This is a genomic window from Alginatibacterium sediminis (genome assembly GCF_003610775.1).
Taxonomy (GTDB): domain Bacteria; phylum Pseudomonadota; class Gammaproteobacteria; order Enterobacterales; family Celerinatantimonadaceae; genus Alginatibacterium; species Alginatibacterium sediminis.
In genome coordinates, this window is record NZ_RAQO01000005.1 from 94,438 (window position 1) to 113,122 (window position 18,685).

Sequence of the window (18,685 nt, forward strand, 5' to 3'; positions counted from 1 at the left end):
TTTACTAAGATTTTAGAACTCAAGCGGTGCCTGATGCCATCAATCGCTTGACTTTTAATTGGTGCTAGCGAAACTAATACCATCTTCCGAAGTGCATAGGCACTGGACTAAAAAATTATAATTTAGGCCCGGCGCTGCAGCTGGGCTTTGCGTTTTAAGGAGTTGTTATGTTTAAGGGATCAATTGTTGCTTTGATCACACCATTCAAAGATGGTGAAGTTGATTACGAAGCAATACGTGCATTAGTTGATTGGCATGTGGACCAAGGCACTCACGGAATTGTACCTGTTGGTACCACTGGAGAAAGCCCAACCCTGAGTCATGATGAACATATTAAGGTAGTCAAAACAGTAGTTGAGCAAGTTGCGGGAAGAGTTCCTGTCATCGCTGGTGCTGGGTCTAATAATCCCTTGGAAGCTATCGAATACACTCAGCATGCTGAAGATGCCGGTGCGGATGCCACTTTACATGTTGCCGGTTACTACAATCGTCCAAGTCAAGAGGGCTTGTTTCAGCACTATAAAATGCTGCATGACGCGACTAGCAAACCGATTGTCTTGTATAATATTCCCCCGCGCGCCGTGGTAAACATAGAGATAGATACCATTAAGCGTTTGGCAACTTTGCCGCGCATAGTAGGAGTAAAAGATGCCACAGGAGACCTAACTCGTCCTTTGTTCGAGCGTCTTGTTATTGAAGATGAGTTTTGCTGGTTAAGCGGTGAAGACGCCACAGCAGTTTCATATAACGTAAGTGGCGGAACCGGTTGCATATCTGTAACTGCCAATGTCGCACCGAAGTTATGTGCGCAAATGCAAGAGGCGTCATTAGCCGGAGATTACGAACTAGCTGGAAAACTGCAAGATAAGCTTTTGCCGTTACACCGAGCAATGTTCTTAGAGCCTAGTCCATCATGCGCAAAATATGCTGTTTCACTTCTTAATCGCGCTCAGGCTGATAGCCGACTACCAGTTACCCCTTTGAGTGAAGAAAGCAAACTCGAAATAGAAACTGCGATGCGTAAGCTGGAGTTGATTTAAGCTCTAGCGAGTAATACCTGACCGCGATTACCGCGTTCGTCCATTGCTTCGGCATATTGGCGAATGTGGCGCGGTACATCGTCAATACTGCGGTTCATCGCTTCTCTAATCGCTTTTCTATTGGCTGTTTGGGCGTTGTGGCCTTCGCGTAGCTGAGTAGCACTTTGGTCTGGTGGTACATCGCGGCCGGTACCAAATACCTTTGACCCAGGTGAGCGCATCTGCTGATTAGCAGTGTATTCGGTGATCGTAGGGCGCGGTGAATTACCTTGAATACGTTGCCGCATTGCATAGATAGATTCGAAACTCGCTGCACCTAAATCATAATTAACCTTCATAGCTTGTTAACGGCAGCTAATGAGCTGGCTTGAATATAATCGGCTATGTTTTTACTTGCGGGTTCAGTAATAAAATCACTCGCGGAACTATTTTGTTGGATCTCCCCTTGTTCAATGAACAAAATTCGATCCGCGACATGCATTGCATCGCTCAAACTATGACTAACCATAATCACGCAAAGTTGCAAGCGTTTCGCGTATTCTCGAACCAAGCTCAAGGACTCAGCTCGGGTCACTGGATCGAGTGCGCTAAAAGGTTCATCGAGCAATAATACCGGGTGTTTTCGCAATAGACATCGAGCTAATGCTGCTCGTTGTTGTTGCCCGCCACTAACCTGATTTACCAGGCTGTCAAGCTGTGCAGTTATCCCAAGCTCTTGTGCTATCTGAAGCAGTAACTGTGTTTGATGAGCATTTAGTTTACCACTTGGATGTAAGCCGAATGCGATATTCTGGCGTAAGCTCAAATGATTAAATAAATTGTGTTGTTGGAACAATGTGGTCACCGGGCGTTGCGCGGGATTGTTCTGGCTAAAATCAAGATTATTCCAAGAAACCCGCCCAGCCTCTGCCTTACAAAACCCGGCAATGAGTTCAATTAAGGTGCTTTTTCCTGCGCCGCTAGCCCCTAGCACCGCCATAATTTCACCTGCTTCGAGCTCTAAAGAATACTCAAATTGGTGTTCTTTAAAACGACATGAAAGCTGTTCAAGTTTTAGGGTCATGGCTTTTTCCAACGATAAGAGCTTCACAAATCCAGAATAGTAATCCGCACAATAATAGTAAAACTAATCCGGTTAAGCTCGCTAAGGCAAATTGATAGCTAGAGAGTTGTTGGTATAAAAGCAGTGGCAAGGTGACGATCTGCGTTGATCCTATTAACGCAATAACACCCATATCACCAATACTCAAAACTAACACTAAAGCACACGCAAGCGAAAATGCATGACGCATTCGTGGCCAAATCACCCAACGCAAAACTGCAATACTAGTAATATCCAAACTTTGCAGCAACTTAGAATAGTCTAAGTGAATTTGATGTAAGGTTTGTTTAAGGCTACGTATAAAAAATGGTAAAGCAATTAACGCATTCACCAATGAAACAATTAGCAGAGTATAGGATTCAATGTCAGCGATGGGCAGTAGCAGGCAATAGATACCGGTTGTGATTACCATCGAAGGGCAAAGCAGTAATATGGATGCTAGCAGCTCTTGAAAACGGCCTAAGCCTCGCTGTTGTTGAAGTAAGTTATAGTGACGCCATAACAGTGATAAGCCCATACATAGTACCCACACTAGACTTAACATCGCGATTGAGACTGACCAAAGAGCACTTTGAGCAAGCTTGTCCCAAGGTAGATTTGACCAATTAAGTTCATGGATAGAACTGAATGCGCCACTTGCGATTAATAACAGGAACACGTTGCCTGAACTAAGAATTAAACGGTGCCTCAGCTTTTGCCAAGGACTTAGGTTTAAGCTAAATCGGCTTATACTTGGCTGCAAGGCAACTACTTTTTCGCGGCCCAATAGAAAGCCACCAATCAATAATGAAATGGCTAGCTGGACTAGGGCGCATTGTGCGGCGAATACTAAGTCAAAATCGTAGCGCAATGCCTGGTAAATCGCGACTTCTAGAGTACTTGTTTGAGGACCGCCACCCAGGGCTAACACGACGGTGAAGCTGCCGAAACAAAGTAGGAATACTAAGCACAACAGAGAAAAAATGCTGCCCCTAAGTTGGGGCCATTCGATAATTCGCCAACGCTGCCATGAGCTGAAATTGAGTTGCTCCGCTTGCTGCCAATAACGGCTAGGAATGCCTTGATATAGCAAGTAAGTTTGTCGTGCAACTAGCGGTGCATTTAAAAAGCAATGGGCTATGACAATGCCATTTAGTCCATACAAATTCCATTCGATGGGTAACATTTGCTGTATCGAGCTAGAGCTACCTAAGCTGGAAACCACAGCAAGTACGACTAATATGACAGGAGCAACAAAACATAAACCCCAAGCCCGAAGACATAAGCTCAAAAGCCAGCTATTGAATTGTGAGCTAAGCATAGCAAGACTGCGAGCCATTAGGAGGCCTATACCGAGTGATGCGATTGCAGAAACGAACGCTTGCCAAAGACTGAAGCGTAATACACTCAATAAATAGGGATCGAAGGAGTTTTTCCAAAACACGGTGTCGCTACTGGACAACAAGCCCCAAAATGCAAGGCTAACGACACTTAGTAAAAATAGACTAACGGTGTTGCCCGCGAGACGGGCAACATTAAGACGATTAAACGATAACACGCGTTATTATTGCCTTAGATTATATAAGTGCTACAGGCTAAGTGCATTGCGCCATTCTTTAGTCCAAGTTTGTCGCATTTCAGCTGCCTGGTTTGAATCAACCGGTATATCTTTTACTTGAATCAGTTGCGAGAAGGCCTCGGGGAGTTCAGCCTGCGGATTGACGGGTAGCATCCAATTGGTCGTTGCAATAATCGCCTGAGCCGGCTCGCTAATTAAGAAACTCAAAAACTGATTAGCCAGTTCGGTTTGCTCACTGTTAGCCGAAACCGCAGCCACTTCAATCTGAGCCACATGACCTTCGCTGAAAAGCGCTGCAGCAAAGCGCTCGTCTTGCTCTGCTACGACATGATAAGCAGGGGAAGTGGTATAGCTCAAAACTAAGTCTGATTCACCTTTAAGGAACATGCCATATGCTTCGCTCCAACCTTTGGTTACCGTAACGGTTTTGGTGGCTAGTTTTTTCCAAGCGGCGTCACTTTGATCGCCATAGATGCTTTTCATCCATAGCATCAAACCTTGCCCTGGTGTTGAAGTGCGAGGATCTTGATAGATAACCTTACCTTCGAAATTATCCAGTAGGTCGGCCATAGAAGAAGGAGGGTTTTCTAGCGTTTCGGTGTTATACACAAACGCAAAGTAACCATAATCAAAGGGTACGAAGTCGGTTTCAGTCCAGTCGAAAGCTAAAGTGGGTAGGCTCAATTCAAAATCTTGTACAGCACCTAACGCTCTCGTCTCCTGCATTAGTTGCGTATCGAGCCCCAAAATAACGTCTGCTTTACTGTTGCCTTTCTCTAGTTTGAGGCGGTTTAAAATAGAAACCCCGTCATCCAGACCGACCCAGTTAATTGTACAATCGCATTGTTCTTCAAAAAGCGGCGTTAACGCAGGTCCTGGTCCCCAATCCGAAACAAATGATGAATAAGTGTAGATAGTGAGCTCTGCTGGGGATTGTGCTGCAAGACTAAAACTTAGAGCGGCGCAGCTTAAAGGTAGCCAAACGTTAGCTTTCATGAAAACATCCTGTTATATGTGATTCAATTGCGAATTTGAGTTTGAGTAATCGTAGTAACGAAATTATGACCGAGTTTTTCATTTTCAATGAACGCCAATTTAGCGTTCGAGAGTTTGAGCAAGGTCGTGGCCAATGTTTTTTGCTGGTTAATGAGCAGCAATGCTTGGTAATGCGTCGCTTACAGCAGCAACATAACTTTTGGCGATTCGATTATCAACGCCAAGCCCAAATATTACAAGAATTAGAGCCACGCGGGTGGGCTGCTAAGCTGTTGTCACAAGACCAAAATTATCAAATCTGGCAGTTCTTAGAAGGTCAAGCCATTGAAGATAAGCTATGGCGCGACCCGCGAACCTTTGATCAGCTTTGTCGTTTTCTTGATGCGATGCGCCAGCCTTTGAAGTGCGATAAAGAGCGTTTTGATTTGTCGGAATACATCGAGGTTTTAATCGAGGCCTGCGAGCTTAGTTCGGAGAATAAGGAAGAATTAAACCACAGCTTTTTTAAACAGTGTCGAGAGCTAAGCCAAGAACTGCGCTTGTATTCACGAATAGGGCTCAATCATCATGACTTATACAACGACAATTTTTTGCTCCAGTCGGATGGACGACTACGGGTTTTAGACTGGGAATACCTTTCGCATTCCAGCTATGGTTGGGATTGGGTTTATTGTTCACTGCACTTAAATTTATCCAGTGCTCAAAAAGAACAGCTGCAGAGCCAAAGTGGCCTAAGCCTCTGGGAGTGGCAGCTACTTGAGCTTGCGAGCGCGAGCATTGACAAGCTTTGGTCAACTGCCTCAATGGCTAAAACTGCTATTCGCCAACCAACTCAATAGCACGAAACTGGCCATCAGTCGGCGCTAGTATTCGACTGAGCAAGGGCAACGTTTCATTCATTTGCGCCATTAAAGTCCATGGTGGGTTGACCACTATCATACCGCTGGATGTCATTCCTCGGCCGCTACTATCCGCACTTAAGCCAAGTTCGAAAAGTTGAATGTTACGAATCCCACTGCTGACCAACTGGTTCTCAAGCTCTTGAATGCGTTCACGCTTTACTACCGGATACCAAAGTGCAATACATGCTTGTTTAAAGCGTTTGTGACTTCGGATTATGGTTTCTACCACCAATTTATAATCTGATTTGATTTCATAAGGCGGGTCAATTAGAACCATGGCACGTTTCTCTCGAGGTGGCATTAAACTCACAAGCCCTTCAAAGCCATCTTTGTCACGACATGAAACTCGTTTGTCTCGGGAAAACGTTTTTGCTAAAAGCGGAAAGTCACTTGGATGAATTTCATGCAGGAACAATCGGTCTTGCGGGCGCAAAATATGTTGAGCAAACCATGGTGAGCCTGGATAGTGACTCAGTCCCTGATTATCATTAAAGCTCTGAACTAGGCTCGCGTAACGTTGTAAAAGCGGGTTGAGATTAGTTGCCTGTAGCAGCTTTTGAATTCCGTCTTTATATTCAAGTGTCGTCTGCGCTTGTTTCTCTTCTAAGGAATAGCCACCTGCACCACTGTGAGTGTCAACATAGCGTATAGGGGCATCTTTTTGGCACATGTAGTCAAGAATACTCAGCTGAGTGACGTGCTTAAGTACGTCGGCATAATTGCCAGCATGAAAGGAGTGTCGATAACTTAGCATGATGATTTTCCTTAGACGAAAAAAACGGGAGCAAAGGCTCCCGTATCGGTTTTCAGAATACGTGTCTTATTATAGAACGTGGACTGAAGAGGTGTTAGTTGTACCTGAAGGAACAAGTGCACCAGAAACCATAACTACGATATCACCCTTGAACGACAAACCAGACTCAAGTGCGATTTCTTTACCTAAGGCATAGAATGCATCTGTGCTGTCGATTGAGTCTACAACGTGTGGCACAACGCCTTTAGTCAAACAAAGTTGAGCTGCAGTCTTGTGGTTAGTTGTAATCGCTAGAATGTTAGCTTGTGGGAAGTATTTACGTACAGACTTCGCTGATTTACCACCGTGCGTCGCAACGATGATTAGTGGTGCAGCCAACTTCTCAGAAGTTTCAACAGCGCCCTTACATACAGCTTCAGTGATGCGTAACTTACCGCTGTCACGAGCAGGATCAAGGTTAGAAGGCATTACAGCATCTGTACGCTTACAGATAGTCGCCATAATGTTTACCGCTTCTACAGGGTATTTACCTTTAGCTGATTCACCTGATAGCATCACTGCATCAGTACCATCAAGGATGGCATTAGCAACGTCACCGGCTTCAGCACGGGTTGGACGCGGGTTTTTGATCATTGAATCTAGCATTTGAGTTGCTGTGATAACCAGTTTACGTGCACGGTTACAACGCTCAATCATCATTTTCTGGGCGAAGATTACTTCTTCTACTGGAATCTCAACACCAAGATCTCCACGAGCTACCATGATACCGTCAGAAACTTCGAGGATTTCGTCAAAGTTATCTACACCTTCTTGGTTCTCAATTTTAGAGATAATTTGGATTGAATCGCCACCATTTGCTTTAAGCAATTCGCGAATTTCAAGAACATCTTCTTTTTTACGAATAAAAGAAGCCGCGATGAAATCAACATTTTGCTCGCAACCAAATACCAAGTCACTTTTATCTTTTGCTGACAAAGCAGGAAGGTTTACAACTACACCTGGAAGGTTTACACCTTTGTTTTCGCCAAGCTCACCAGTATTAAGCACAGTACACTTAACTTCTTCGTCGCTTACAGCAATAACTTCCATTTCGATTAGACCGTCGTCAACCAAAATCATGTTGCCAACGCGTAGATCTTGAGCAAAACCAGGATAAGTCACTGCAACTTTGTTGACGTCGCCGATGATGGTTTGGTCAGTTGTAAAGATAAACTCTTGACCAGCTGTTAGTAGAACGTCATTACCATTTTCTAGTTTGATGGTACGAATTTCAGGACCTTTTGTGTCAAGCAAGATAGCTGCTTGGTTGCCAGTCTCTTTAATTACTTCGCGTAGATTATTGATACGAGTACCATGCTCTGCGAAATCGCCGTGTGAAAAGTTCAGGCGCATTACGTTCATACCGCTGTCGACTAGTTTGCTGAGGACTTCTTTTGACTCAGTTTTTGGTCCAATGGTACATACGATCTTGGTTTTCTTCATTGAAGTTTTGCTCCGCTTCGGATGACTCTGAATGTTAACTGGCGCACATTATACGCACATTAACTGATTCTTTGATTGATTTTTTGAACAAAACAATAATCTTGATCAAAAAACCTCGCGATAGCGAGGTTTGTTAATTGAACAGATCTGTTATTGATCAAGTTCACCGCAGAAGCGATAGCCTTCGCCGTGGATCGTAGCAATAATCTCTGGGGTCTCTGGTGATGACTCAAAGTGCTTACGAATACGTCGAATAGTTACGTCTACAGTACGGTCATGAGGTTTAAGCTCACGACCAGTCATTTTCTTAAGTAAATCGGCTCGGGTTTGAATTTGCCCTGGGTTTTCTACGAAGTGAAGCATGGCACGAAACTCGCTGCGCGGAAGTTTATAGACTTCTTGCGCAGGACTAACTAGCGAGCGACTATTAATATCAAGAACCCACCCATTAAAGCGATATGCATCAACGCTGTCTTTTTCTTCGTTGCTACCGGTTGCACTGATCGTTCGATTCAGTAAATTGCGCGCGCGTATTGTTAGCTCTCGAGGATTAAAGGGTTTGGTGATGTAATCATCGGCGCCAATTTCAAGACCAAGTATTTTGTCGACTTCGTTATCACGACCTGTCAAAAACATTAAGGCAATTTGTTCGCGATCTCGAAGCTCTCGCGCCAACAGAAGTCCATTTTTTCCTGGAAGATTGATATCCATAATAATCAAGTGAACGCTGTTTTGCTCAAGGACTTGATTCATTTCGTTGCCGTCAGCGGCTTCAAATACATTGTAGCCTTCAGCTTCGAAAGTATCTTTCAGGGTATTTCGGGTGACCAGTTCGTCTTCAACGATCAGGATATTCGGTGTCATGGTCTTCCTCTGTTAGTCATAGTGTAAAGCCACACCAGAATTGGGTACTTGGCTTACTAGTAATGTAATAAAAACACGAAAATCAGCGACTGAACTTGTAAGCCGCTAAGTCACATTATATGTTGAGTCTGTGTTAAAAACCCGACTTTAGCAAAATTCTTATCAATATTTTGTGAATCTAAATATCGTATTCACTCACAAAAGCTTGTTTTTGAATTGTTGTTTGTTACATGTCTGCCAATAATTGTATGGACTTAACACGGAACTAACAACTGATGAATGTATTTTGCCTAGTTATTTTAGAATTGGTTTGATACATATCAATCGAAAATGTACTTAAGTGACCAAAATTAGTATTTATTGAAAAAAAATAACAACACAGACCTTAAAAAGGAACAAATATGGACATTCTTCCCGATCTATTTGATCAACACCCCTCACAATTGCAATTAGTTTCGAGTCATTGGGAGCATTATGGAGCTCTATGTTACTTTTCTGGTCCAGCGGTGACAGTAAACTGCTTTGAAGATAACAGCCGGATTAAAGAACTATTGGCTAGTCCTGGAGAAGGTCGCATTCTTGTGGTTAATGGACAAGGTTCAACCCAGCGAGCACTTATCGGCGATATGATTGCTCAAAGCGGCATAGACAATAATTGGGGTGGAGTCATTATTTATGGGGCGATTCGCGACGTCCACACCTTGTCGCAAATGCCTATTGGCATCAAAGCATTATGCGCATGCCCGATTCGTTCACAGCGCGAAGGTAAAGGTGAAATTGAACAAGAGATTGTTGTCGATAGAACCTTGATTAAACCCGGTAACTATATATATGCAGATCTAAATGGGGTTGCGATGAGTGAGCATAAACTTGAGTTAGCATAACTCAATGATTAGAAGCGGTAGCCTAAACCAACTTGGAAGTACTGTTGTAGTGGGCTATCGAGTTTACTGGTGTCTTCTATTGCGTAGCTGGCTTGCAAATTAACAAGCTGACCTACCCGATATGAGCTGCGCAGTTCAAATGCTCGTTCACTGTCTTCAAGTTCGTTTACTTGTTGTGAATTGAGCGAGCCGACGACGCTTAATGACTTGTTTGGCGCAAACTTAAGCCCGGTACTGACATTAAAGCCACGGTCGGTTGCGATATCGTCGTAACGATTGCTCACACCGGCTTCAACAAATACCGACCAGTTTTCTTGGAGTGGATGCGTATAACCCCCGTTAAAATTAAGCTGTTCGCTGTTGTCATCGACGGTTAATTGGCTCACCAGCGGCCGATTATTGCCACGTACATACCAATTATTAAATGTGGCCTGACTGTCAAAATAATCATTTTCACCGATAGACAGTTCTAAACTCGATTCTGCTGCGAAAGCAGGGCTTGTTGAAAGTACCGCTGTAACGATGGGGATCAGCTTGATCAGGGAGCGAACGCGGCAAAAATACATATTTATACTCCCTTACAAGTGATTAACATCTTTATTATGGACCAAATCTGATAAATAACGAGCGATGTTTGCTAAAAATTTTGTCAATAATTGGACGATTAAGCGCTATTTTTCATTGCTTATTAACTAAGCAATAGCGGCATAACTATTGCTTATTAACTAAGCAATAGTTATGCCGCTATTGACGAGGACTAGTCGCATTGATTGAATCCAGCTTTGTGACGATAAGGATATGCCTCCTGGTAATGCCCCAAACGGATATCGTTTTGACAATCTTGCCAAAACTTTGCCGTGAACAAGTCGGGATGAAAACGCTGAAACAACGATCTGAGATCAGCCCGATTGAGCAAAAAGGTCGCAAACTCCTTAGGAAATACATCTTTGGGTCCTACGGAGATATGCGTTGGCGTACTAAAGTAGTCACTGCTATCGACTTTTGGCAGTTCGCGAAAGTTCATTTCAGTCATATAGGAGATTTCGTCATAGTCGTAAAAAATCACTCTACCGTGACGGGTTACACCAAAATTTTTAAATAACATGTCGCCTGGAAATATATTCGCAGCAGCTAATTGTTTTAAGGCACTGCCATATTCTTCAACTGCGTTTTCTAGCTGCTCAGCGTTGGCCTGCTCAAGATAAATGTTGAGTGGTATCATTCGCCGTTCAATATATAGGTGCGAAATTGTCAGAGTTTCATCCACAATTTTTATCTTTGACGGTGCTAGATTTTGAAGTTCACTGATAAGCTGAGGGTCAAATCGCGATATTGGAAACTCGAGATTTCGAAACTCTTGGGTATCAGCCATTCGACCGACTCGGTCATGCCGTTTAACCAATTGATATTTAGCTTTGACAGTTTTCTCGTCGATATCTTTCGGTGGGGTGAATTCGTCTTTTATTAGCTTAAATACCACGGGGTAGCTGGGCAGGGTAAACACGCACATCACCATGCCTTTAATCCCTGCTGCAAGCTCAAAATTGTCTTCAGAACTCTGCATGTGTATAAGGTAGTCGCGATAGAATTCAGTTTTACCGTGTTTTTGGCAACCAATCGCAGTGAATAGTTCGGCGTCACTTTTGTTGGGCATCAAGCGCTTTAAAAAATTAACGATGCGGCGAGGAGTTCGTGTTGCAAACATAAAATAAGCCCGCGCAAACCCAAACACAATGCTTAGCTCATCGCTATCACAAAGCACACTATCTATATGTAGTTGATGCTCACGGATGACTAATGGCAGCATGATTGGAAAACTTAGTCCAGTGCCGTGGTATTGCCCGACTAAATACGCGCCGCGATTGCGATAAAAAACTTCTTTAGTGAACTCTAACTGATGACTCTTTATGTGATGCAATTGCGGGTAGCGACTCTCTAAATAGTTAGTAATTGATTTTATCGGGGCATCACCAGATGCAAATGGAAGTTGATTATCACTTTTAACGAGCCATTGTTGCAGCAAACCAGCTAAGTTTTGATCTTTGACTTTTGTCACTTCTGGATGATAGTCAAAGGCCGCACTATAGCGACTCGGCTCAATAAACAGCCGATGCGCACGTATGTAACGATGTCGAAATAGGCGTTGATATACTGAATTGTAAAAAGACTCGGCAACTTCAAAATTATCATGACGTTTAAGCAGCTTGGCATAAGACATTTTTACAGCGTTCGAAAATTCATCGCTAGGGCTTAAGTGTCCTGTCAATGTCTTGATCGAACTGCGAGCGCTGTCAACGTGTTGGTCATATAGGCGAATACGCTGATTCGCATCCTCTTGCCCGCCAGACCAATCTTCGGATTCAAATCGTTGTTTAGCTCGCTGAGTAACCGTATAGAAACAGTCATAAAAGGCAATGAAGCGCTCGAATATTAAGCCGGCTGCTTGCTGAGCTAAATCAATTTGCTCCGCATTAAGTTGGGTTACTTGTGACATTGATGCCTCACTATTGATTAATATAGCCGCAACATTAGCTTAGCAAGTTTTCAAACGCTTGTTTACAACTATCGAGTATATTGGCAATTGTTTTACCGGACGCGAGACTGATGTATCGAATTATTCACCCCAAAAACTGTAAAAAACATCATGTGATACCAAAATTACGAATTATTTGGTCTTTGCCTTGACAAATCAGAGGCAATCCTTAGTTTAGAAGGCAGTTTTCAAATAAATTGAGTTCAGGATGAGCCTAAGTGTTCTAATCATTATTACCACAACAACCCGCACCTCGGTGCCCGGGCTGATTTGGTAGTATCCTGAAACTACTCATCGAAAAGCCCGTATCCTTAACCGATACGGGTTTTTTTTTAGGGAGGAAAGTAATGCGTGTTTTGAAATTTGGTGGATCGTCTTTAGCAAATGCTGAACGTTTCACACGCTCAGCAGATATTATAGTTAGCAATGCTAAACAAAGCGGAACAGCAGTGGTGTTGTCAGCCCCTGCTGGAGTCACCAACCATTTAGTTGCCGTGGTAGAGACCGTTAGCCAGGGGTTAGATGGCACCAGTCACGTCAAAGCAATAGAGCAAACTTTCCAAGAATTGATTCTTCAGCTCCATATTCAGTATCCAAATCTGGAAAGCGAACCTTTATTAGCTTTAATTCATAATGAACTGGCCCAGCTTCAACAACTGCTGCATGGCGTGTCTTTGTTAAAGCAATGTCCAGATAATATTCAAGCGCGGATTTTGGCTTTCGGAGAGTGGTTAAGTATTAATTGCATGTTGCAATTAGTCAGAGCCATGAACTTTAAAGCTGAACTGATTATCCCTCAACAAATGCTGCTGGCAGATCAAGGCGGTTATTTAGAAGCCCAAGTAGATATTGACCAAAGCAAACAACGTTTTGCCCAAAGTAGCTTTGAGTTAAATGTTATTTATTTAATGCCGGGCTTTACGGCAGCAAACTCAAGGGGTGAAACGGTTGTTTTAGGACGCAATGGTTCCGATTATAGCGCTGCCGTTCTTGCCGCTTGTTTAGATGCTGAATGTTGTGAAATTTGGACTGATGTTGACGGTGTCTATAATTGCGACCCGCGAGTCGTCAGTGATGCCTTTTTGCTTAAATCATTGAGCTATCCAGAAGCTATGGAGCTTAGCTACTTTGGAGCTAAAGTACTGCATCCTAAAACGATAGCGCCAATAGCACGCTATCACATCCCGTGTTTAATTAAGAATACCTTTAATCCACAAGGTGAAGGGACCTTGATCAGTCAATTGTCATGCGATGCAGAACAGTATGGAGTGAAGGCCTTGTCTAGCCTTGATGAAATGAGCATGCTGACAGTCTCAGGGCCTGGAATGAAAGGTATGGTCGGTATGGCTGGCCGTGTCTTTAACGCTATGGCGCGCAGTCAAGTCTCCGTAGCATTGATTACCCAAAGTTCTTGCGAATACAGCATTAGTTTTTGTATTTATTCGCAAGACAAATCGCAGGCGCAGCAAGCTGTTGCTGCCGAATTTGATTTGGAGTTGAAGAACAACTTACTTGAACCACTTGAAACCATTGATGACCTTGCCATTATTACCTTAGTTGGTGATTCAATGCGCACCAACAAAGGGGTGTCGGCGCGCTTCTTCACTGCACTTGCTGAAGCCAGTGTTAACGTAGTTGCTATCGCGCAGGGTAGTTCAGAGCGCTCTATTTCAGCTGTCATTCCACAACAGAGAAGCGCCGAAGCATTGCGTTCATGTCATCAGAATTTGTTTGATAGCCGCCAATATATTGATGTGTTCTTGGTTGGTTGTGGTGGTGTTGGCGCTGCTTTATTGGAACAAATTGAGCAGCAACAGCAACACTTAGCTCAGCAACAAATTAAAGTAAGAGTGTGTGCTATCGCAAATTCGCGTCAAATGTTGATGAATGCAAAAGGTATTGATCTGAGTAATTGGCGCGAGGACTTAAACCAAGATGGGCTTCAACATGGATTTTCTTTGCAAAGTGCAGCGCAGTTAGTTGCCGAAAATCATGTCATAAACCCTGTCATTGTTGACTGTACCAGTAACGATGCAATCGCAATGCAGTATGCGCTCTTTCTTGATCATGGTTTCCACGTTGTCACTGCCAATAAGAAAGCTAATACTGCAAGCATGGCTTACTATCACCAGCTACGTCAGAGCGCCATGGCAAACCGTCGCAAGTTTTTATACGATACTAACGTCGGCGCAGGTTTACCGGTGATTGAAAACTTGCAGAACCTACTGAGAGCAGGTGATCAGCTACTTCGTTTCAATGGTATATTGTCAGGATCGTTGTCGTACATATTTGGTTTGTTAGATGAGGGCTTAAGCTTCTCGCAAGCCACAGCGCAAGCGCGTGCAAATGGCTTTACCGAACCTGACCCGCGTGATGATCTTTCAGGCATGGATGTGGCTCGAAAACTACTGATTTTAGCCCGTGAATCCGGTTTAGATCTTAGCCTAGACGATATAGTTGTAGAAGCTATGCTGCCGGAGGATTTTGATAGTGAAGGTGATGTCGACCACTTTATGGAAAGGCTGAAACAAACGGATGGCTACTTCAAAGACAAACTAGCAAAAGCCCAGCGCGAAGATAAAGTATTGCGTTATATCGGCCAAATTGAAAACGGTAAGTGTTCTGTCTCATTACGTGAAGTGGCAGCTGAAGATCCTTTACACCGAGTTAAAGATGGCGAGAATGCGCTTGCATTCTATAGTCGCTATTACCAACCAATACCGCTAGTGCTTCGTGGTTATGGTGCTGGTACTGCGGTAACTGCTGCAGGGGTGTTTGCAGATGTACTTAGAACTTTAAACTGGAAGAGAGAACTGTAAATGAGTGTTGTTGTATTTGCGCCCGTCTCTTCAGGCAACGTCAGTGTTGGCTTTGACGTACTAGGGGCCGCTTTTGCGCCCATTGATGGCACCTTGCTTGGTGACCGTGTACAAGTTTATGCTGCGGATAGTTTTAGCATTGAAACCGTCGGCAGTTTCGCTCACAAACTACCAAAAGATCCGCGCCAGAACATATTATTTGATTGTTACGAGCGCTTTGCTTTAGAGCTATCGAATTATGGCAAAGCTATAAAACCTTTGGCCATGCGTCTAGAGAAGAACTTACCAGTAGGCAGTGGTCTGGGCTCAAGCGCTTGTTCAGTTGTAGCTGCTTTAGAAGGCCTAAACGTGTTTCACGATAATGCCTTTGATAAACAACATATGTTGGCCTTAATGGGCGAACTCGAAGGTAAAATCAGTGGTAGCGTTCACTATGACAATGTGGCGCCTTGCTATTTAGGTGGCATGCAACTGATGCTAGAAGAGCAGGGGATAATATCCCAAGCTATACCGCATTTTGAAAACTGGTATTGGGTACTGGCTTACCCTGGAATAAATATATCAACAGCCGAAGCGCGTTCTATTTTACCAGCGCAGTATCGCCGCCAAGACACCTTAGCTTTTGGGCGTAATCTTGCAGGTTTTGTTCATGCCAGTTACAGTAAGCAGCCGGCAATTGCAGCTGGTTTACTTAAAGATGTGATCGCCGAACCGTATCGGGCTCAATTAATACCAGGCTTTGCCAATGTTCGCGAACAGGCAAGCCAAAGTGGCGCATTAGCGATGGGGATTTCAGGCTCAGGTCCAACCGTATTCGTTGTCACTGATGAGATCGAACATGCACAGCGTTTGCAACAATGGTTGCAAACTAATTTTATTCAGAATGACGATGGCTTTTGCCATATTTGCCAAATTGACGCGCGTGGAACGCGCGTTACAGGAACACAACTATGAAGCTTTACAATATCAAAGACCCGACAGAACAAGTTAGTTTTGAGCAAGCTGTGCAACAAGGATTAGGGCGCGGCCAAGGTCTGTTTTTCCCAGAATCACTGCCAGTTTTCGATAACATCGATGAACTACTATCTCTAAATTTGGTTGAGCGTAGCGCGTTGATATTATCGAAGGTACTCGGTGAAGAACTAAGCCATGAAACGCTACAAGCGATATTAGGTTCAGCCTTTAATTTTGCCGCGCCAGTTGTTAGCGTCTCAGACAAAATTAGTGCGTTAGAATTATTCCATGGACCTACATTGGCATTTAAGGACTTTGGCGGTCGTTTTATGGCCCAATGTTTAGCGACGTTTGCCGATGGCAGCAAAACCACTATTCTAACAGCTACATCTGGAGATACCGGAGCTGCAGTTGCTCATGCTTTTTACGGCATGGAAAATATTGAAGTTGTTGTCTTATACCCCAAAGGCAAAATTTCCCCTCTGCAAGAAAAGCTATTTTGTACCCTGGGTGGCAACATTAAGACGATCGCTATCGAAAGTGACTTTGATGCTTGTCAGGCGATGGTTAAACAGGCTTTTGACGATCAAGAACTTAAACAGGCAATTGGCTTAAATAGTGCAAACTCCATCAATATCAGTCGTCTTTTAGCGCAAGTTTGCTACTACTTTGAAGCTTTTGCTCAATTGCCTGCCGCGCAGCGAGCCCAAACCGTTGTGAGTGTTCCGTCGGGGAATTTTGGTAACCTAACTGCTGGACTGATAGCAAAAGCGATGGGCTTACCGGTGAAACGCTTTATTGCGGCAACCAATGCCAATGATACTGTGCCACGTTATTTGCGCGACGGTCAATGGGATCCAAAACCAACGCAAGCGACTCTGTCTAATGCTATGGATGTAAGTCAACCGAACAATTGGCCGCGCATTGAAGAGCTATTTAAAGTAAAAGCCTGGGGACTCAGTGAGCTTGCTAGTGGTCGAATGGATGATCAACAAACTGCAAAAGCGGTACAAAATTTAGCTTCCCAAGGCTATATTTGCGAACCGCACGGGGCGATTGCATATCAGCAGTTGAGTGAAAAACTAGCCGATGACGAGTATGGTTTGTTTATTTGTACAGCTCATCCGGCCAAGTTTAAAGAAAGTGTCGACGAAATTCTTAAAACTGACATAGCACTGCCAGATGCATTAGCTCAGCGTGCCGATCTAGAACTATTGTCTAAAACCTTGCCTGCAGACTATGCTTTGTTGCGTCAAATGTTATTAGAATCAAAATAAGAGTGTTATGAGTAAAGTATTAAAAGATCTGCTGGAACTGCTAAGCCTAGAAAAAATTGAAGAGGGCTTATTTAGAGGCCAAAGCCAAGATTTAGGCTTTGGTGCTGTTTTTGGTGGGCAAGTGATGGGGCAGGCTTTGAGCGCCGCTAAAGAGACGGTTGAAGCTAACCGTTCCGTTCACTCCTTCCACAGTTATTTTCTGCGCCCTGGCGATCCTAGTAAAGCGATTGTCTATGACGTAGAGAGCCTGCGTGATGGCGGATCAATTTCAACTCGGCGAGTGAAAGCGATTCAGTTTGGCAAAGCTATTTTCTACATGACGGCTTCGTATCAAGAACCTATCCAAGGTTTTGAGCACTACGATCCGATGCCCGACGTGCTGATGCCTGATGACCTCCAGTCCGAGCAAGAATATGCTTTCCAACTACGGGATCAAATTCCTGAGCCTCTGCGTGATAAGTTTATTTGCGATAAGCCTTTGGAAATGCGACCAGTAAAGTTCATTGATCCGCTGCGACCGCAACCAATGGAAGCCAAGCGAATGGTGTGGTTTAAAGCGAACGGTCAAATGCCTAATGATTTTCGTATCCATCGTTACTTGCTCGCGTATGCATCTGACTTTAATTTTTTACCAACCGCGCTGCAGCCCCATGGCCGATCGTTTATGGACTCGGGTATTCAAGCTGCGACCATTGATCACAGCATGTGGTTCCATCATGATTTCCGTTTAGATGACTGGTTGTTGTATGTGGTGAAAAGTCCGAGCGCAAGCCATGGACGAGGCTTAGTCCAAGGACAGTTTTACACGCGAGAAGGTAAACTTGTAGCTTCTACAGTACAAGAAGGTCTTATTCGAGAGCGTCGTTAGTGAGCCCGCAGCATCGTTTGGATTTGAAAATCCCACCGCTAGTATTAGTGATGATTACGGCGGTGCTAATGTTCATAGCTGCTCAAAACTTACCTGATCTAAGCTTAAACTCTAGCTTACGATTATTGATATTCGTGCTGTTGTTAGGTCTTAGTCTGTTGATTATGGCAGCAGCTGCAGCCAGCTTTCGTCAAGCTAAAACCACATTAGACCCTCGTTATCCAGAGAAAAGTCAGCAATTGGTACAAAGCGGTGTGTTTGCTTACTCGCGCAACCCAATCTATGTAGCCATGCTTTTGGCACTTATTGCTTGGGGAATATTACTGGATAACGGATTTTCTCTAGCACTTTGTCCACTGTTCATCTTCTACATGAACCGCTTTCAAATTCAAATCGAAGAAGCACATTTGGCTGATAAATTTGGACCTAGCTTTACGAGCTATTGTAATACAGTACGTCGCTGGATTTAGTTGCGAAACTGTTTTAATTCGTCCACATACCTGAAGTCAATACTTGCCATTTTTTCTAGCAATAAGCTAGAGTCGATATTATAGCGTTTACATAAGCTGACTAAGTCGAGCTTCTGGTTACGCATTTTAGTGTTGACTAAACTTAGTAAAATCGCGGCGTCTAGATCTAAGTTAATTGGCAT

Annotated in this window: 18 protein-coding genes; 8 read left to right on the plus strand and 10 right to left on the minus strand. The window is 43.8% G+C overall.

Going from position 1 to position 18,685, the window contains the following annotated elements:
• Positions 1–167: 167 nt before the first annotated feature.
• The gene (gene dapA, locus DBZ36_RS08825; RefSeq protein WP_120354581.1) at positions 168–1,040 is read left to right on the plus strand and encodes a 4-hydroxy-tetrahydrodipicolinate synthase; all 873 of its coding nucleotides are present in this window, start codon (positions 168–170) and stop codon (positions 1,038–1,040) included.
• Here dapA and DBZ36_RS08830 read toward each other — a convergent pair.
• The 4 genes from DBZ36_RS08830 to thiB are packed head-to-tail and all read right to left on the minus strand — an operon-like array spanning position 1,037 to position 4,696.
• Positions 1,037–1,378 (minus strand): hypothetical protein, encoded by a 342-nt coding sequence (locus DBZ36_RS08830; RefSeq protein WP_120354582.1) that lies wholly within the window; start codon positions 1,376–1,378, stop codon positions 1,037–1,039. The genes dapA and DBZ36_RS08830 overlap by 4 nt on opposite strands.
• Positions 1,375–2,103, minus strand: coding sequence for a thiamine ABC transporter ATP-binding protein (gene thiQ / locus DBZ36_RS08835; protein ID WP_120354583.1), 729 nt, complete (start codon positions 2,101–2,103; stop codon positions 1,375–1,377). Before thiQ ends, DBZ36_RS08830 begins: the two co-directional genes overlap by 4 nt.
• Positions 2,087–3,679, minus strand: a complete 1,593-nt coding sequence (locus DBZ36_RS08840) for an ABC transporter permease subunit (protein ID WP_120354584.1) — start codon at positions 3,677–3,679, stop codon at positions 2,087–2,089. The genes thiQ and DBZ36_RS08840 overlap by 17 nt, the downstream gene beginning before the upstream one ends.
• Positions 3,680–3,709: 30 nt before the next feature.
• A complete protein-coding gene (gene thiB, locus DBZ36_RS08845) occupies positions 3,710–4,696 on the minus strand; it encodes a thiamine ABC transporter substrate binding subunit (protein ID WP_120354585.1) in 987 nt (328 codons plus the stop codon).
• A 65-nt stretch (positions 4,697–4,761) separates the two neighbouring features.
• Here thiB and DBZ36_RS08850 point away from each other — a divergent pair, with 65 nt between their 5' ends.
• Entirely contained in the window at positions 4,762–5,535 is a 774-nt protein-coding gene (locus tag DBZ36_RS08850) for a phosphotransferase (RefSeq protein WP_120354586.1), read from the plus strand.
• On the opposite strand, the gene DBZ36_RS08855 is transcribed toward DBZ36_RS08850, so the two are convergent.
• From DBZ36_RS08855 to arcA, 3 genes are all read right to left on the minus strand, one after another.
• Positions 5,513–6,352 carry a 23S rRNA (adenine(2030)-N(6))-methyltransferase RlmJ gene (locus DBZ36_RS08855; protein ID WP_120354587.1) on the minus strand — a complete coding sequence of 280 codons (840 nt, stop codon included), beginning with the start codon at positions 6,350–6,352 and terminating at the stop codon, positions 5,513–5,515. The two genes, DBZ36_RS08850 and DBZ36_RS08855, sit on opposite strands and share 23 nt — an antisense overlap.
• Before the next feature lie 69 nt (positions 6,353–6,421).
• Complete coding sequence (pykF, locus tag DBZ36_RS08860; RefSeq protein WP_120354588.1) at positions 6,422–7,834, minus strand: pyruvate kinase PykF; 1,413 nt, start codon at positions 7,832–7,834, stop codon at positions 6,422–6,424.
• Positions 7,835–7,984: 150 nt separating this feature from the next.
• Positions 7,985–8,698, minus strand: coding sequence for a two-component system response regulator ArcA (gene arcA, locus DBZ36_RS08865; protein WP_120354589.1), 714 nt, complete (start codon positions 8,696–8,698; stop codon positions 7,985–7,987).
• 401 nt (positions 8,699–9,099) lie between these two features.
• Here arcA and DBZ36_RS08870 point away from each other — a divergent pair, with 401 nt between their 5' ends.
• Positions 9,100–9,582, plus strand: a complete 483-nt coding sequence (locus DBZ36_RS08870; RefSeq protein ID WP_120354590.1) for a putative 4-hydroxy-4-methyl-2-oxoglutarate aldolase — start codon at positions 9,100–9,102, stop codon at positions 9,580–9,582.
• A gap of 8 nt (positions 9,583–9,590) precedes the next feature.
• On the opposite strand, the gene DBZ36_RS08875 is transcribed toward DBZ36_RS08870, so the two are convergent.
• Both DBZ36_RS08875 and aceK read right to left on the minus strand, forming a co-directional pair.
• Complete coding sequence (locus DBZ36_RS08875) at positions 9,591–10,148, minus strand: hypothetical protein (protein WP_120354591.1); 558 nt, start codon at positions 10,146–10,148, stop codon at positions 9,591–9,593.
• Positions 10,149–10,339: 191 nt separating this feature from the next.
• On the minus strand, positions 10,340–12,076 hold the full coding sequence (gene aceK / locus DBZ36_RS08880) for a bifunctional isocitrate dehydrogenase kinase/phosphatase (RefSeq protein WP_120354592.1): 1,737 nt from the start codon (positions 12,074–12,076) through the stop codon (positions 10,340–10,342).
• Positions 12,077–12,462: 386 nt separating this feature from the next.
• Between aceK and thrA the strand changes: the two genes are divergently transcribed.
• From thrA to DBZ36_RS08905, 5 genes are read left to right on the plus strand one after another with little or no spacing between them, the layout of a single operon-like run.
• Positions 12,463–14,934: a bifunctional aspartate kinase/homoserine dehydrogenase I gene (thrA, locus tag DBZ36_RS08885; protein ID WP_120354593.1), complete on the plus strand. Its 2,472-nt coding sequence runs from the start codon at positions 12,463–12,465 to the stop codon at positions 14,932–14,934.
• Positions 14,935–15,888 carry a homoserine kinase gene (gene thrB / locus DBZ36_RS08890; protein ID WP_120354594.1) on the plus strand — a complete coding sequence of 318 codons (954 nt, stop codon included), beginning with the start codon at positions 14,935–14,937 and terminating at the stop codon, positions 15,886–15,888.
• Positions 15,885–17,165 carry a threonine synthase gene (gene thrC, locus DBZ36_RS08895; protein ID WP_120354595.1) on the plus strand — a complete coding sequence of 427 codons (1,281 nt, stop codon included), beginning with the start codon at positions 15,885–15,887 and terminating at the stop codon, positions 17,163–17,165. The genes thrB and thrC overlap by 4 nt, the downstream gene beginning before the upstream one ends.
• A 7-nt stretch (positions 17,166–17,172) precedes the next feature.
• Positions 17,173–18,033 carry an acyl-CoA thioesterase II gene (gene tesB / locus DBZ36_RS08900; protein ID WP_120354596.1) on the plus strand — a complete coding sequence of 287 codons (861 nt, stop codon included), beginning with the start codon at positions 17,173–17,175 and terminating at the stop codon, positions 18,031–18,033.
• On the plus strand, positions 18,033–18,503 hold the full coding sequence (locus DBZ36_RS08905; protein ID WP_120354597.1) for a methyltransferase family protein: 471 nt from the start codon (positions 18,033–18,035) through the stop codon (positions 18,501–18,503). The genes tesB and DBZ36_RS08905 overlap by 1 nt, the downstream gene beginning before the upstream one ends.
• On the opposite strand, the gene DBZ36_RS08910 is transcribed toward DBZ36_RS08905, so the two are convergent.
• The gene (locus DBZ36_RS08910) at positions 18,500–18,685 is read right to left on the minus strand and encodes a DUF4250 domain-containing protein (RefSeq protein ID WP_120354598.1); all 186 of its coding nucleotides are present in this window, start codon (positions 18,683–18,685) and stop codon (positions 18,500–18,502) included. The genes DBZ36_RS08905 and DBZ36_RS08910 overlap by 4 nt on opposite strands.

Bases quoted from the DNA above. Each gene is read 5' to 3' on its own strand.
- thrB (WP_120354594.1), top strand. From the start codon at position 14,935: ATGAGTGTTGTTGTATTTGCGCCCGTCTCTTCAGGCAACGTCAGTGTT.
- tesB (WP_120354596.1), top strand. From the start codon at position 17,173: ATGAGTAAAGTATTAAAAGATCTGCTGGAACTGCTAAGCCTAGAAAAA.
- thrC (WP_120354595.1), top strand. From the start codon at position 15,885: ATGAAGCTTTACAATATCAAAGACCCGACAGAACAAGTTAGTTTTGAG.
- aceK (WP_120354592.1), bottom strand. From the start codon at position 12,076: ATGTCACAAGTAACCCAACTTAATGCGGAGCAAATTGATTTAGCTCAG.
- DBZ36_RS08870 (WP_120354590.1), top strand. From the start codon at position 9,100: ATGGACATTCTTCCCGATCTATTTGATCAACACCCCTCACAATTGCAA.
- DBZ36_RS08850 (WP_120354586.1), top strand. From the start codon at position 4,762: ATGACCGAGTTTTTCATTTTCAATGAACGCCAATTTAGCGTTCGAGAG.
- arcA (WP_120354589.1), bottom strand. From the start codon at position 8,698: ATGACACCGAATATCCTGATCGTTGAAGACGAACTGGTCACCCGAAAT.
- dapA (WP_120354581.1), top strand. From the start codon at position 168: ATGTTTAAGGGATCAATTGTTGCTTTGATCACACCATTCAAAGATGGT.
- thiB (WP_120354585.1), bottom strand. From the start codon at position 4,696: ATGAAAGCTAACGTTTGGCTACCTTTAAGCTGCGCCGCTCTAAGTTTT.
- DBZ36_RS08875 (WP_120354591.1), bottom strand. From the start codon at position 10,148: ATGTATTTTTGCCGCGTTCGCTCCCTGATCAAGCTGATCCCCATCGTT.
- pykF (WP_120354588.1), bottom strand. From the start codon at position 7,834: ATGAAGAAAACCAAGATCGTATGTACCATTGGACCAAAAACTGAGTCA.
- thiQ (WP_120354583.1), bottom strand. From the start codon at position 2,103: ATGACCCTAAAACTTGAACAGCTTTCATGTCGTTTTAAAGAACACCAA.
- DBZ36_RS08910 (WP_120354598.1), bottom strand. From the start codon at position 18,685: ATGCCAATTAACTTAGATCTAGACGCCGCGATTTTACTAAGTTTAGTC.
- DBZ36_RS08830 (WP_120354582.1), bottom strand. From the start codon at position 1,378: ATGAAGGTTAATTATGATTTAGGTGCAGCGAGTTTCGAATCTATCTAT.
- thrA (WP_120354593.1), top strand. From the start codon at position 12,463: ATGCGTGTTTTGAAATTTGGTGGATCGTCTTTAGCAAATGCTGAACGT.
- DBZ36_RS08855 (WP_120354587.1), bottom strand. From the start codon at position 6,352: ATGCTAAGTTATCGACACTCCTTTCATGCTGGCAATTATGCCGACGTA.